The 14,027-nt window shown below is 72.6% G+C and carries 10 protein-coding genes; 5 read left to right on the forward strand and 5 right to left on the reverse strand.

Going from position 1 to position 14,027, the window contains the following annotated elements:
- Positions 1-288: 288 nt before the first annotated feature.
- Both J7W19_RS30535 and J7W19_RS30540 read right to left on the reverse strand, forming a co-directional pair.
- Positions 289-996 (reverse strand): trypsin-like serine protease, encoded by a 708-nt coding sequence (locus J7W19_RS30535; protein WP_004948791.1) that lies wholly within the window; start codon positions 994-996, stop codon positions 289-291.
- Positions 997-1,042: 46 nt separating this feature from the next.
- Complete coding sequence (locus tag J7W19_RS30540) at positions 1,043-1,591, reverse strand: RICIN domain-containing protein (protein WP_004948795.1); 549 nt, start codon at positions 1,589-1,591, stop codon at positions 1,043-1,045.
- Positions 1,592-2,767: 1,176 nt separating this feature from the next.
- Here J7W19_RS30540 and J7W19_RS30545 point away from each other — a divergent pair.
- A complete protein-coding gene (locus J7W19_RS30545) occupies positions 2,768-4,423 on the forward strand; it encodes a GMC oxidoreductase (protein WP_040890972.1) in 1,656 nt (551 codons plus the stop codon).
- A 218-nt stretch (positions 4,424-4,641) separates the two neighbouring features.
- On the forward strand, positions 4,642-5,409 hold the full coding sequence (locus J7W19_RS30550) for a thioesterase II family protein (RefSeq protein ID WP_004948803.1): 768 nt from the start codon (positions 4,642-4,644) through the stop codon (positions 5,407-5,409).
- Positions 5,410-5,601: 192 nt separating this feature from the next.
- On the opposite strand, the gene J7W19_RS30555 is transcribed toward J7W19_RS30550, so the two are convergent.
- Positions 5,602-7,779, reverse strand: coding sequence for a PIG-L family deacetylase (locus J7W19_RS30555; protein ID WP_004948806.1), 2,178 nt, complete (start codon positions 7,777-7,779; stop codon positions 5,602-5,604).
- 234 nt (positions 7,780-8,013) lie between these two features.
- Positions 8,014-8,574, reverse strand: coding sequence for a GNAT family N-acetyltransferase (locus tag J7W19_RS30560; RefSeq protein ID WP_004948809.1), 561 nt, complete (start codon positions 8,572-8,574; stop codon positions 8,014-8,016).
- Positions 8,575-8,893: 319 nt separating this feature from the next.
- Between J7W19_RS30560 and J7W19_RS30565 the strand changes: the two genes are divergently transcribed.
- From J7W19_RS30565 to J7W19_RS30575, 3 genes are all read left to right on the forward strand, one after another.
- Positions 8,894-10,042: an alpha/beta hydrolase gene (locus J7W19_RS30565; RefSeq protein ID WP_004948811.1), complete on the forward strand. Its 1,149-nt coding sequence runs from the start codon at positions 8,894-8,896 to the stop codon at positions 10,040-10,042.
- 83 nt (positions 10,043-10,125) lie between these two features.
- A complete protein-coding gene (locus tag J7W19_RS30570; protein ID WP_411848848.1) occupies positions 10,126-10,806 on the forward strand; it encodes a helix-turn-helix domain-containing protein in 681 nt (226 codons plus the stop codon).
- Complete coding sequence (locus J7W19_RS30575; protein WP_078588300.1) at positions 10,803-12,245, forward strand: MFS transporter; 1,443 nt, start codon at positions 10,803-10,805, stop codon at positions 12,243-12,245. The genes J7W19_RS30570 and J7W19_RS30575 overlap by 4 nt, the downstream gene beginning before the upstream one ends.
- A 327-nt stretch (positions 12,246-12,572) precedes the next feature.
- Here the strand turns inward: J7W19_RS30575 and J7W19_RS30580 are convergent, their stop codons facing one another.
- Positions 12,573-13,787 (reverse strand): IS110 family RNA-guided transposase, encoded by a 1,215-nt coding sequence (locus J7W19_RS30580; protein ID WP_004956465.1) that lies wholly within the window; start codon positions 13,785-13,787, stop codon positions 12,573-12,575.
- Positions 13,788-14,027: the final 240 nt, after the last annotated feature.

Raw genomic sequence — 14,027 nt, forward strand, 5'->3', positions numbered from 1 at the left:
CCGCGAGGGCGACCGTGCCATGAGACATGTAGGCGTGCTTCTCGAATCTGGTGGCGACGGCTCGGAAGCTCGCTCGCTTGATCCGCGACGGGGTGAGGGAGCCCCTTCGTTCAGGCACTTGTGCGGGGGCTGCAGCTGGACGGGCGGCGCGGCGCGGGTGCGCCGCCCCGGAGGGAGGTCCTCCTCGGGGCGGCGCGCGATGTCGTCCGACGCCGGGCCGATGACCCGCACGCGCCGCTGCCGCCGGCCGGACCCGGCCGCGACGCTTGCCGTCTTGCGCGTCGCGAATCACAGGCCCGTCTTCGCCTTGATCCAGTCGCGTGCCTCGGATACGCCGCCGGCGTTCTCGGAGCAGTTGACTCGGTCATCGTAGGGGGACGAAGGCTGCCAGGTGACGGCCGCTACCTTCGGCTTTCCATTGTAATTGTGCACTACTGGCCCACCCCAGTCGTCCGACCCCATACACCCTCCGTTTTTGCAGCCGCTTGCCGTGGCGAAGAGGGTTTGGGAAGAGTAGTCCGTCACCCTTACGTTGATCTTGTTCAGTGCATTGCCGTCCCAGCCGTAGGTGGTGTCCACGTCCCCGACCTTGGGGAGTGGGTCGGACTTGTCGGCCATCACCATGTAGCCGTTTGTCGCGGGGTCGGATGTCGACCCGGTGGGAGCGGGGATTGCTTGGGGGATGTGAACCACGGCCACGAGGACGCTTATCTCCCAGTAGATCGCGTCGGACTTGTAGGTGACGCCGTCGCCACGGTCGACCGTGGCGGCGTCCGTATAGCTGGCGCAGTCCCGTGAGGTCAATACCCAGTTCGGGCTGATGAGCGCGCCACTGCAGTAGAAGTCTCCGCCCCCTGTGTCGCTGAAGTGGAGGCGGACCGCCGCGGAGGGAGTCGGGACGGGGGTTCCGCCGATGATCGCGTGAGCGTTGGTGATTCCGGCGCACAGTGCGACGGCGGTGCCCACTGCTACGGCGGCGTTTCGGATCTTGCGCATGGCATTTCCTCCCGGATTCGGAGAGCTTTCGGTGGCTTCAGGGGGCTCACGAGAGCACGGTCCACCTCTGGGTGGTGTGCTGACGGTCCGGGTCCACCACTACCGTGGACCCCGCGACCCAGGTGCCGCAGCTGTCCAGCACGCTGCCGGTGGCCGCGCTGGCGATGGTCAGTACGCCGTTCGCGTCTTGGGTGACCTTCCATTTCTGCTGGGGGGTGATGTTGTTCGTATCCCTGTGGGTCAGGGTTGCCGCGCCCCCGGACTCGGTGGGGGCGGTCAGGGCCATGGACGGGTCGCAGCTGTCCTGGATGTTCGCGGTGCCGTCCGGGTTCAGGAAGAACTTCCACTTTTCGGAAGCGTGGCTCGGGTCATAGGTGTTGATGTCGGCATAGCCGGTCGGGGCGGCACACTGACCCTCCACTTCGAGCGCCAAGCGGCTGCCGCCGCTCGTGGTGCCGCCATTGGTGATGCTGTGATACTGGTTGTCGCCGACAATGGATGCCGGAGCGGCCGCGGAGTGACCGGCGGCCTGAGCGTTCTGAGCGGCCATCAGCAAGCCGGCCGCGAACACCGCCGCCAGGGCGCGAAGTTGCATGACATGTCCTTCCGTGAGGTGAGAGACCAGGCGCAGTCCGCTCGGTGAGTGGTGTCTCCGTGTAGAGCCCATGGAGTGGCAACGGAGCGCGGCGCCAGGAGAAAAGGTGATGCCTGTGGAATTTCGCAGTGCAATGGCGTCGAGTACGGCCACTGCGGCGGGTTCCGGGGATCTACCTTGCGCTCGCCGTGAGGCGCATAACTGGCTTCAGCCGTCCGTCGAGCGGTTCGCCTGTTCAGAGAAGCAATGTAAGAACAGCACTCCCATCGAATCCCGGAAAGAGAGTCCACACGCACTTCACCCGGACGGGTGCCAAGTTCGGCATAGCCGAATTCGGCTCCCTGTTGCGGGCGGGACGCACCCCGGAGGTGTACGGAAGGAGCGGACCTTCGCTCACGGACGTGCCAGGGCCCGGTCGCAGCGATCACGGGTGGACAACCGCGGGCGCACCGCGCGGAGTTGACCTTGTCGTCGGGATCTCCGTCGGCGCCGCTCCGACGGAGACTCGACGCGCAGATGTCTCCGCCCTGGCCATCGTTGTCACCTCCGGCATGGCGGCCCCTCGCTTCTCTTCCTTGCGGTGGGCCCCTACGCCTGACCTGGACTGCCCGCGTGCTGCCCCTGGGCGGACGCGCGCCGCGGAAAGTCGGCCACGGTGGCGGGACGGTCGAACGATCAGGCGCGCGTGTGCTTCCGGCAACCACGCATGTAGATCGGCCATGCTGTTTCGGTCTTGAACGTCACGGTCGGTGGGGTGTGCCGGGAGCCGCGTTTCCCGTCGTCCTGGGCCTTGGTGACGGATAGTGAGAAGCGCGTCCCGAATGCCGACGGGTCCGAGGGGTGCGGGCGGTGGGCGTTCCACGTGAGCTGTTGCCGGCCTCGGCGAGCACGGCGTAGACGCGTTCCGGTGCGGTGTCGTTGGGGTCTCGCGCCCACTCGACGGCATACGCCACGCTCCGCAGCGATCAGATCACGTGCCGACAAGCGGCCGTGGCGTGCCGGTGCCGTCGGGCTGGGTGCCTTTATCCCCGACTCGCCATGGAGGTCAAGCGGAATGGGGGAATCAAGGGCTGTTCCGGCACAACTCACTTACCTCTCCGGCAACTTCTGTTTGCATGCGTCCGGGGCCCCGACATGCGTTCCAGCCACAGGGCCCAGGAGAGGTGAGGTGTGTCCATGTCGGTTCAACGTCATCCGTCGCGTCGTCGGGTGCTCGGGGGTGGGGTCGCGTTGGGGGCCGCGGCGTTCGGCGGCGGGATTCTGTCCGGAGCGTCCGGTGCCGAAGCCGCCGAAGCCGCTGACGTCGCGCGGGACGGGGCGTTCGTGCCCGCCGTCGTCGTCGGGACCGGGTACGGGGCCGCCGTCACGGCGTTACGGCTCGCAGAGGCGGGGGAGCGGGTGTTGATGCTGGAGATGGGGCGGTGGTGGGACCGGCCGGGGGCGGACGGGCGGGTGTTCTGCGGGATGCTCGACCCCGACCGGCGGTCGAGCTGGTTCCGTACCCGGACCGCGGCGCCGCTCGGCTCGTTCCTCTGGCTCGACGTCGTCGACCGGAACATCGAGCCGTACGCGGGCGTGCTCGACCGTGTCGACTTCGGGTCCATGGCCGTCTACGCGGGCCGCGGCGTCGGCGGCGGCTCGCTGGTCAACGGGGGGATGGCCGTGGCGCCTCGGCGCGACTACCTCCAGCGGGTGCTGCCGCGGGTGGACGCGGCGGAGATGTACCGCCGGTACTTCCCGCGCGCCCGTGCCATGCTCCGCGTCAACGGCATCGACCGGACGTGGTTCGAGGGGACCGAGTGGTACCGGTATTCGCGTGTGGCGCGCGAGCAGGCGGCGCGGGCCGGGCTGCGGTCGGTGTTCCTCGACAACGTCTACGACTTCCGCCATATGCGGAGGGAGGCCGATGGGACCGCTCCGCGGTCGGCGCTGGCCGGCGAGCTGATCTACGGCAACAACCACGGCCGGATGTCCCTCGACAAGACCTACGTGGCCGCCGCCCTGCGCACCGGGCGGGTCACCATCGCACCCCTGCACCGCGCGAAGTCCCTCCGCCGCCGGCGGGCGGGCGGCTACGTCCTGACGGTGGAGCGGTCGGACGAGACCGGGCGCCGGACCGCCGTCAAGGAGATCGGCTGCCGGCGGCTGTTCCTGGGCGCAGGCAGCCTCGGGACCACCGAACTGCTGCTGCGGGCACGGGAGACCGGCGCGCTGCCGGACCTCGGCCCCGAGATCGGCCGCGGCTGGGGCCCCAACGGGAACGTGATGGCCGCGCGCGCCAACCACGGCACCGATCCCACCGGCTGCCACCAGTCCACCGTCCCCGCCCTCGGCCTCGACGACTGGGACGACCCGCGGCACCCGGTCTTCGCCGAGGTCACCCCGGTGCCGGCCGGCACCGAGACCTGGATCAGCCTCTACATCGCGATCACCCGCAACCCCGAACGCGGCACGTTCGTCTACGACCGCGCCACGGACCGGATGGGACTGCGGTGGACCCGGGACCAGAACCGGCCCGCCGTCGACGCGGCCCGCTCCTTCTTCGACCGCGTCAACCGCGCCAACCGCACCGATTACCGCTACGACCTCTTCGGCCCCCGCGCCAAGGCGTTCGCCGACGACTTCACCTACCATCCCCTCGGCGGCTGCGTGCTCGGCCGCGCCACCGACCCGTACGGCCGGATCCCCGGTCACCCCGGCCTCTACGTCACCGACGGCTCGCTGGTCCCCGGCTCGCTCGGCGTCAACCCGTTCCTCACCATCACCGCGCTGGCGGAGCGGAACATCGAGCGGATCGTCCGGCAGGACGTCCTCCCCGCGTCGGGCCGCTGACGTGACGCCCGTCAGACGTGACGCCCGCAGCACGTGACCCCCGCAGCACGTGACCCCCGTCGCACGTGACGCCCGCCGCATCAGGTGTGCGGCGCGGCCTTCCGGGGCACGTCTGACCTGGCCGTACCCGACCGGCCGGTGGGGGACCGGGACCTGTCATCGTGGTGTCCACCGGTCCGCGGCACCGCCCGGCAGCCCTTGGAAGGAAGACCCGTCCCGTGAACGACGTCCGTGGCATCACCGAGGAGAACACCCAGTGGATACGCAGGTTCGCGCCGCGCCCGGACGGTGACGTCCGGCTGGTTTGCCTGCCGCACGCCGGCGGCTCGGCGAGCTTCTACTACCCGATGGCGCGGGCGATGCCCGACTTCGCCGACGTCCTGTGCGTCCAGTACCCCGGCCGCCAGGACCGCCGGGACGAGCCGCTCGTCGACAACATCCCCGAGCTCGCGGACCGGGTCTTCTCGGTGCTGCTGCCCTGGGCCGACCGGCCGCTGGCCTTCTTCGGGCACAGCATGGGCGCCTCCCTCGCCTTCGAGGTCGCGCGGCGGTTCGAGCGCGAGAAGGGCATCGTCGCGACCGCCCTGTTCGCGTCCGCCCGCCGCGCCCCGTCGATCTACCGGGAGGAGACCGTCCACCTCCGGGACGACGACGGGATCCTCGCCGAGACCCGGCGGCTGAGCGGCACCGACTCCCAGGTGCTGGCGGACGACGAGCTCGTCCGTATGATCCTCCCGGTGCTGCGGTCGGACTACCGCGCCGCCGAGACCTACCGCTACGAGCCCGGGCCGCCGCTGCGCTGCCCGGTGGTCGCGCTGACCGGTGACGCGGACCCCAAGGTGTCCGTGGACGACGCGGCGGCCTGGGCCGGCCACACCGAGTCCTCCTTCGACCTGCGCGTCTTCACCGGCGGCCACTTCTACCTGACGGAGCATCAGGACGCGGTGGTGCGCGAGGTCGTGCGGCGGCTGCGGCCCGCCGCCTGAACGACCGGCCCCTGCCTGAACGACCCGCCGTCCGAACGGCCAGGCCCCGCCTGAACGACCGGTCCCTGCCCGAACGGCCCGCCGTCCGAACGGCCAAGCCCTACCCGAACGAACAGCCCGCCTGAACGACGACGGCCGCGCCGCCCGTCCCGATCCCGGGACGGACGGCGCGGCCGTCGTGTCCACGCGCCCCTACGCCGACGTACCGCCCTGCGACCGCCCGTCCTGCCCGGTCCAGGCCGTGAACGGGTACTTGCCCGACGTCTGCGTCCGGGCGCTGCTCAGCTTGCCGTCCATGCCGAGGACCACGACGGTGGTCCGGCCTCGCGCGTCCTGGGCGACGCCCGGCGTGGCGCGGTACGTCACGCCGCCGCCCTGCCAGGGGCCGGGACGGCCCGAGCCCTTCGAGAGCCGCACCCGGCCCCGGGAGTCCCGGGCGGCGAGGACCACGTTCCGGCCGTCCTGGGCCAGTGCCACCCTGCCGTACCCGCCGATCGGCGGCAGGTCGGCGGTCATCCGCCAGGGGCCGTTCGCCGGGCGCTCGGCGACCATGACCCGCGCGGTGGAGGGCTGCCGGGTGACCATCCGCATGCCGCCGCCCGAGAAGGCGGCCAGCGACAGCGGGCCGCTCGCGGTGGGCAGCCGGGTCGCCCCGGTCGGCTGCGGCACCTCGCCCTCGTTCTCGGACATCCAGTGGTAGACGGTCTTGCTGTCGGCGGCGACCACATGGACCCGTCCCCGGTCGTCCAGGGCGGCGTCCAGCCCGTCGAGGACCACCGGCGGCTGGTCCCCGTCCGACTCCAGGTGCTCCCAGTCGGTCCAGTCCGTGCCGTGCTCGCCGGTGCGGTACATCAGCCCGCCGGCCCAGTCGCGGACGAAGAGGAAGACCTTGCCGTCCTTGCCGGCGACGGTCACCGGGTAGCCGACCTCCATCGACCGCTCCGGGTCGGCCTCGGGCGAGCCGAGGGACTCCCAGTTCCCGAAGGACGGGAGGGCTCCCGGACGGGGCTTGCCGTTCTGCCGGGCGGTGACGATCTCCCGGTGGTGCGGGGTGCCGCGGGTCGGCAGGACCGTGCGCACGGAGAACAGCTGGAGGGTGCCGTCCGCGTGCCGCAGGACCTCCACCTGCCCCTCCAGCATCGACCCGCCGATCTTGGCGGGGCCGGACCAGGCGCCGGTCCCGGGCTTGGTCTCGGTCCAGCAGTGCACGGCGCCGTCGAGGAGCGCGAAGGCGGCGAGCCGGCCGTCGGGCAGCGGCTGCACCCAGCGCTGGGTGCCGGGCGCCCGGTAGCGGAGGTTGTTGGACCAGCGGACGTCCTTGGAGCGGGCGCCGACCTTGCGGTCACCGCAGCCGGCGGGGTCACCGCAGTCCTTGCCGTCGGCCCAGCCGTAGATGTCGAGGAGCTTCACCTTGTGCCGGGTGGTCGCCGCGTCGAGGTTGGACGGCAGGAGGGAGACCTCGTAGCCGACGTAGTTCTCGACCGCCGTGGGCCGGCTGTGCCGGCGTCCCCAGTACTCGGCCAGCGCCGCCTGGGCGAAATGGGCGGAGGTGGTGTGGTCCTGGTGGTCGTAGTGGGATATGCCCTCCAGCTCGTGCGCCACCCCGGGGAACTGCTGCTGGATGGCCCGGTGCGTCGGGTTGGGGTCGAGGGTGCGGACGACCGTCGGGCGGTACCGGTCCAGCACCGCCACCAGGGAGTCGATGACGTGCTTGCGCTCGTACAGGTACGTGCGCTTGACCGGGCTGTGCGCCGGGACGAGCGTCGTCAGCTTCGGCGTGACCCCCAGCCACAGCCCGCGCAGGCTCTCCTTGCGCGGCACCCGGATGAACCGGGCCTCCACCAGCTCCAGGAAGATCAGTTGGACCTGGGGAGCGGCCTTCAGGGTGTGCAGCTCCGCCTGGAAGCCGGGGATCAGCGTGGTCGTCTCCACCCGCCAGGGGCTGAGCCAGTCGCCGGTGGCCATCTGGGCGGTCGCCTCGCGCAGGCCGTTGATGCGCGCGCGGACGAACTCCGGCCGCTTCATGGGCAGCTTCGGGTACCCGGGCGTCTGCGAAAGGGCGTTGCGGCCGTCCGACTCACCGCCGGTGAGGCACACGGTGACGGTCGGGGCGCCGCTCCGGATGGACTGCTCCAGCTCCGGGTTCATGAAGTACAGCGAGTCGTCGGGGTGCGCGATGATGTGCACGAACGACTCGGTCGTCACCACCTTCGCCGGCTGCACGGGGAACTCGTCCTCGTGGCCGCTGCCCTGCGCCGAACCGGGGGCCAGCCACTGCCAGGCCCCGACCGTGCCCGTTCCGACGACCAGACCCGCACCGCCGACCTGGAGAACCCGGCGGCGGGACAGTCGTGATATTCGCCCCGGCACAGGGGTCTCCCATCTCCTGCGCCCAAAGCGCGGTTGAGCAAACGCGGACATGTCGGACAAAGTCGAACCAACCCCCCTTAGTTGACCGTAAGATCTTACGACTCGCGGGGCGCGGTTTTCCGACTGTCATGTAACAGCCGTGCTTCGGCGAACCATAGATTGCGATGCAATCGTGCGTCGTGAGCACGGGGAATGGCTGTGAGGCGGCTGAAAAGCCGTGGGGTCGGTGCGGTGTCAGCGCGGCTCGCGGTCGTGCAGGATCCTCTGAAAGAGGTAGTGGTCACGCCAGGCGCCGTCGATGTGCAGGTAGTTCCGGGCGGTCCCGAACCGCTCGAAACCGCACTTCTCCAGGACGCGTTGCGAGGCGGCGTTGGCGATCACCGTGCCCGCTTCGACCCGGTGCATCCCGAGATCGTCGGCCGCCGCCCGGCACACGGCCGTCACCGCGGCGGTGGCCAGCCCCCGGCCGGCCCGCCGGGCGGCGACCCAGTACCCGAGCGACCCGCTCTGGAAGGCGCCCCGCACGATATTGCTCAGGTTGACGATGCCGACGATGCCCTCCCGCTCGTCATCGAGCACCCAGGGCACCATCCGTCCCTCCCGGCGCAGCGCCGTCAGCTCGCCCAGCCGGGCCGTCTGACCCTCGGCGGTGAAGAACTCCGGGGCCCGGTGCGGCTCCCAGGGGCGCAGGTGGTCGCGGTTCTCGGAGTAGGCCCGGGCCAGGCCGGCCGCGTCGTCGAGGGTCGCGAGGCGGAGGACGACGCCGGGCGCGACGGTGCGGGGTTCGATGATCATCCCCGTAGCGTAGGACGGTCCGGGGCGGGACGGCGAACGGGCGTCCGCGGGATGGGCGTCCCGGGGGACGGGCGGGCGGGGGAGAGGCGTCCCAGGGGCGGGTGTCCCGGGGGCATCCCGGGGATTGGCGGGCGGCGGCCTTCCGTGACGGGACCCGCGCCGCGCACCTCCGCGCCGCCCCTACGACCCGCGCCGCGCACCCTGCGCCACCCCCTACCCAGGTATCACTCCCGACTTGGCCCCGGAGTGTGACGCCCGCCCGGGTACCGCCTCCTTACCTTCCCCTCGCACCACACGGAACGAGGGAGACCGCACCGACATGCACCGCTTCAAGCGCACCCTGGCCGCCGTCGCGCTCACGACGACCGTGGTCGCGGGAACGGCCGGCTGGGCCGCCGCCCACCGGGAGGCCGCGGTCACCGGCCCGCCGCCGGGCACCGCCGCCTGGCGCGCGGACCACTCCCTCCACCGCACCCTGCCCGACCCGGCCACCGCCTCGCCCGCCGAGGTCGCCCGCTTCTTCGCCGGCCTCCCGCAGGACGTCCGGCGGCGGCTCGCGGACCGCCACCCCATGGTCGTCGGCAACCTGGACGGCGCCCCGCCGGCCCTGCGGTACGCGGCCAACCGCCGCGCACTCGCCGCCGAACGCGCCGAGCGGCTCCGGCGGGCGGCCGACACCTCCCTCCCGGAGTACGAGCGCGCGGACGCCCGCGCCCTCGCCGACCGCTACGGGGAACTCCTCGCCCCCGGGCGGCGGATCCTCGCCTTCGACCCGCGCGGGCGCGGCCAGCTCGCCGAGGTGTACGGCGACCTGGCCGCCGCCCGGCGGACGGCCGTCGTCGTCCCCGGGTCCGACATCGACCTCTCCTCCTTCGACCGGCGCACCGACCCCTACGGCACCCCGGCCGGCATGGCCCGCTCCCTGCGCGCCGAGATGACCCGGCGGTCGCCCGGCACCCCCACCGCCGTCATCGCCTGGGCCGGCTACACCACCCCCGTCGGCATCGGCCCCGACGCGGCCACCGGCCGGCTCGCCGAAGCCGGCGCGCCCCGGCTCGACCGCTTCCTCGCCGGGGTGGCCGCCGCCGGGGCCGCCGCGCCGGCCGTCTTCTGCCACAGCTACGGCTCGGTGGTCTGCGGCCTCGCCGCCCACGCCATCGGCCGCGGCGAGGCGACCGACCTCGTCGTCCTGGGCAGCCCAGGCGTCCGCGCCGGCTCCGCCGCCGGCCTCCACACCACCGCCCGGGTCTGGGCCGTCCGCCGCAACGCCGACGACTGGATCGGGAACGTCCCCAACGTCGAGCTCTTCGGCCTCGGCCACGGCGCCGACCCCACGTCCGCGGCCTTCGGCGCCCGCCCCGTCTCCTCGACGGGCGCCCACGGCCACACCGGCTACCTCGCGCCCGGCACGGAGTCGCTGCGGCACTGCGCCGAGATCGCGCTGGGCGTCTATGACGCGGTGCGCTGACGGCATGTCAACGTCCCAACCGCCAAGGGTTCTTCGCGAAAACCTCTTTGCGAAGAACTCTTGGCGGTCTAGAGTGCCCACTCATGGCAGAGGAGAGCGAACTCGCGAGCGGCACAAAGGATTTGGGCCCCGACCCGCGGACGGACATGGTGCTGGACGCCAAGGGCCTCCGCGCCCTCGCCCACCCCCTCCGCGTCCGGCTGGTCGGCCTGCTGCGCACCCACGGCCCGTCCACCGCCACCCGCCTCGCCCAGGACCTGGGCGTCGGGTCCGGTGTGACCAGCTACCACCTCCGGCAGCTCGCCGCCGCCGGGTTCGTGGCCGAGGACGGCGAGCGCGGCAACGCGCGGGAACGCTGGTGGCGCGCGGCGCACGAGCGGACGTGGCTCCGCGACCGGAGCCTGTACGACGAGGAGCCCGAGGCCACGGCGGCGTTCCGCGGCTCCGTCGCCGGCATGCACGCCCTGCACACCCAAGTCGCCATCGGCCGGGCGCCGTCCATGCCCCGGCCCTGGCGCGACGTCCTGGAGACGAGCGACTGGCTGCTGCGGCTCACGCCCGAGGAGACCGCCGAGCTGTCGGCGGAGCTGCGGGCCGTGCTGGCCCGCTACCGCCGCTTCACGCCGGCCCTTGAAGGAGGGGGAGGAGGGGCAGGCGGGGCAGACACGGCGAGCGCCGGGCCCGCCGGCGCCGAGCAGGTGAAGGTCGTCCTGCACATCCTGCCCGACCCCAAGCAAGAGGTGACGGGGCAGGAACCGTCATGACGGGCGTCCCCGCGGCCAGTACGCGCCGGGGCGCGGGCCGTCGCCGACCGGATCGCGCCGGCGGCAGGCGCCCCCTCGTCGGGGTGCTGGCGTCCACGGCCGTCGCCCTTACCGCCACCCGGGTCTCCGCCATCGCCCTGCCCTGGTTCGTCCTGGTCACCACCGGCAGCGCCACCCGGACCGGGCTCGTCGCCTTCTGCGAACTGGCGCCCTATGTCGTGGTGAAGGCCCTCACCGGACCGCTCGTGGACCGCGTCGGCCCCCGCGTCGTCTGCTGGACGGCCGACACCCTCAGCGCGACCGCCGCCGTCCTGATTCCGTTCTGCCACACCCTCGGCGTGCTGCGGTTCTGGCTGCTGCTCGTCCTCGTCGCCGTGATCGGCGCCGTCCGCGGGCCGGGGGACCTGGCGCGGGACGTCATGCTTCCCGAGGCCGCCGACCGCGGCGGGCTGCGGCTGGAGCGGGCCACCGGCCTCGCGGGCGTCGTCGAACAGCTCGCCGCGACCGCCGGGCCCGCGGCCGGCGGCGCCCTCGTGGCCCTGGCCGGCCCGCTGCCCGCGCTGCTGGCCACCGCCGCCTGCTTCGCCCTCGGCTCGGTGATCATCGGGCTGGTGCTGCCGCCCGGCATGGGACGCCCGGCCGCGTCCGGCGGCACCGGCGGTACCGACAGCACCCCGGAGCCCGACGGCTACGGGCGGCGGCTGCGCGAAGGGTTCGCCTTCCTGCGCGGCGACCCGCTGCTGCGGGCCATCTGCGCCGTCGTCGGCGTCGGCAACTTCCTCGGCGCCGCCTTCGCCCAGGTCCTCGTCCCCCTCTGGGCCCGCGACTCCGGCGGCGGGCCGGCCGTCATCGGGCTCGTCAACGGCCTCTTCGGCGCCACGGCCGTCCTCGGCGGCCTCACCGCCGCGGCCGTCGCCCACCGGCTCCGCCGCCGCCTGGTCTTCTTCACCGGCTACCTGCTCAGCGACACCCCCCGCTACCTGGTCCTCGCCCTCGACGCGCCGCTGTGGCTGGTGGCCGTCGTCTTCGCGACCGGCGGCCTCGGCGCGGGCTTCCTCAACCCCATCCTCAGCGCGATCTCGTACGAACGCCTCCCCCGCCACCTCATCGGCCGGGTCCGCGCCCTGACCGCCGCCGTCGCCTGGGCCGGCATCCCCTTCGGCGGCCTGGCGGCCGGCGCCCTTATCGCCACCGCCGGCCTGACCCCGACGCTGCTGGCGGCGGGGGCCGCCCACCTCACGGTGGTGATCACGGGCGGGACGCGGGGTGCTTGGAGGGAGGGGCAGGAGGGGGAGGAGGGGCAGGAGGGGAGGGAGAAAAGAGAGGAAAGGGGGACGGAGACGCGTGGGAAGCCCGACCACGAGAGTGCCGCGCCGACGGATGCCGCGCCCGGCCGATCGACGCCCGTACGCCGGGCGCGGGGCCCGGCGGGCCGATGACTCCGACTTTCGGGCGGGGCTTCCCGGGCCGGGCACGCGCCCCGGCGACCCGGCGGCCTCGCCGGTGGGCGCTCCCGGCTCGACGGCCTCCCCGCGGACGTCGGCGCGCGGTGGCCGCCGTGTCGGGGGGGGTGCCCCTATCTGTTTCGTCAACCCTGGCGGGGCTGGTTCGTAGGGGTTCGTGCTGGTTTTCGGGAACGTCCCGCGAAGCGGGATGTTCCCGGCGGCTCGGGTGCGGTGCGGGCAGGGCGGTGGCCGGCGTGGCGGGGGTGGCCGTGCCGGTGACGGGATGGAGCGGGCTGGAAGAGGCAGGGGGTGGGGTGGGTGTCAGGCAGCGAGGTCGAGGGCGCGGGGTTCGTAGAGGGTGCCGTTGCGGATCATCGCGTGGATGACGTTCACGCGTTGCCGGGCCAGGCGGAGGATCGCCTGGGTGTGAGTCTTGCCGCGGGTTCGCTGGCGGTCGTAGTAGATCCGCGAGGACGGGTCGCTCTTGCAGCCGGTCGCGGCGAACGCGGCCTGGAACAGGGCGCGTTTGAGGAGCCGGTTGCCGCGGTGGGGAGCGTGCTCGCCGCGGATGGAGGTGCCCGAGGACTTCGTTGCGGGGGCGAGTCCGGCGTAGGAGGCGAGGTGTCCGGCGGTGGGGAAGCCGGTGCCGTCACCGATCGCGACGATCACCGCGGCGGTGGTCCTGACGCCCATGCCGGGCAGGGACGTCAGGAGGTGGAAAAGAGGGAGGGCCTCCAGCAGGGCGGCGATCTCCTGCTCGGTGGCCTGTCGCTGGGTGTGGGCGGCGGCGAGCTGAGCGGCCAGGCCCGGAACGATCAGCGCGGACGCCTCGGTGCCGGGAACGACGAGAGTCTGCTCGGCCAGCGCGTCGGAGATCTCCCCGGCCAGCTGCTTCGCCTTGCGCGAGCCGTGCGCTTTGAGCAGGGCCTCGCAGCGGGCCCGGCCGAGTCTCTTCAGCTTCGCCGGGGAGCCGTGCCGGGCCAGGAGGGCTTGGACGTAGGGGTAGGCCAGGCGCGGGCCGAGCACGCGTTCCAGGGAGGGGTGGATCTGGGAGAGCAGGCCGCGCAGCCGGTTGGTGGTGCGGTTCACCTCGCCGGCCAGGTCGTTGTCGTAGCCGGTGAGCATGGTCAGCTCGGCCAGTACCTCGTCGTCACGGTCCACCGCGCGCAAGGTGTGCGGCATGGTCCGGGCGGTCTCGGCGATCACGAACGCGTCGCGGGCGTCTGTCTTGGCCTCACCGGGATGCAGGTCGGCGGCCCGCCGCATCGACAGTCCCGGCAGGTAGGCCACCCGGCACCCGCTCGCGCGGGCCACCGTCAGCGGCAGCGCGCCGATGTTGGCGACCTGGTCCACGATCACCAGGACGGTACCGAACTTCGCCACCAGCTTGGTGAACAGCTCCAGCAGTTTCGGCTCGGTGTTGGGCAGCCGCTTGTCGTGCACGGTCCTGCCGTCCCCGGTCCGGCCGTGGGCGTGGTGGAACTCCTTGCCCAGGTCCAGGCCGAGGAAGAGATCTGTCGCGGTCGTGTCGACCATGTGCGCGTGCCCCTCGCCACTCGTCTCCCCAACTCCCGGCCGTCCCTGCGGCACCACACGCCGGCAACCACGTTACGCAGACATGCCACCCGTGAAGCGGTCCGGCATTGCGCCGAACCAGAGTGGTCGTCAGGCCCCTCATCAGCGGTCAAGCGGTGCCCCGAAGCCCGGCGGCAACACCCCCCAGGTCATGTACTTCGACAGGGGGCACACAGCCATACCGAGCCCGGGGGCCAGGCG

The sequence above is a fragment of the Streptomyces mobaraensis NBRC 13819 = DSM 40847 genome (assembly GCF_017916255.1).
Lineage (GTDB): Bacteria > Actinomycetota > Actinomycetes > Streptomycetales > Streptomycetaceae > Streptomyces > Streptomyces mobaraensis.

What these genes read in the sequence shown, in the direction of transcription:
- J7W19_RS30535 (WP_004948791.1), bottom strand. Translation starts at nt 996, where the DNA reads ATGCGCAAGATCCGAAACGCCGCCGTAGCAGTGGGCACCGCCGTCGCA.
- J7W19_RS30540 (WP_004948795.1), bottom strand. Translation starts at nt 1,591, where the DNA reads ATGCAACTTCGCGCCCTGGCGGCGGTGTTCGCGGCCGGCTTGCTGATG.
- J7W19_RS30545 (WP_040890972.1), top strand. Translation starts at nt 2,768, where the DNA reads ATGTCGGTTCAACGTCATCCGTCGCGTCGTCGGGTGCTCGGGGGTGGG.
- J7W19_RS30560 (WP_004948809.1), bottom strand. Translation starts at nt 8,574, where the DNA reads ATGATCATCGAACCCCGCACCGTCGCGCCCGGCGTCGTCCTCCGCCTC.
- J7W19_RS30565 (WP_004948811.1), top strand. Translation starts at nt 8,894, where the DNA reads ATGCACCGCTTCAAGCGCACCCTGGCCGCCGTCGCGCTCACGACGACC.
- J7W19_RS30570 (WP_411848848.1), top strand. Translation starts at nt 10,126, where the DNA reads ATGGCAGAGGAGAGCGAACTCGCGAGCGGCACAAAGGATTTGGGCCCC.
- J7W19_RS30575 (WP_078588300.1), top strand. Translation starts at nt 10,803, where the DNA reads ATGACGGGCGTCCCCGCGGCCAGTACGCGCCGGGGCGCGGGCCGTCGC.
- J7W19_RS30580 (WP_004956465.1), bottom strand. Translation starts at nt 13,787, where the DNA reads ATGGTCGACACGACCGCGACAGATCTCTTCCTCGGCCTGGACCTGGGC.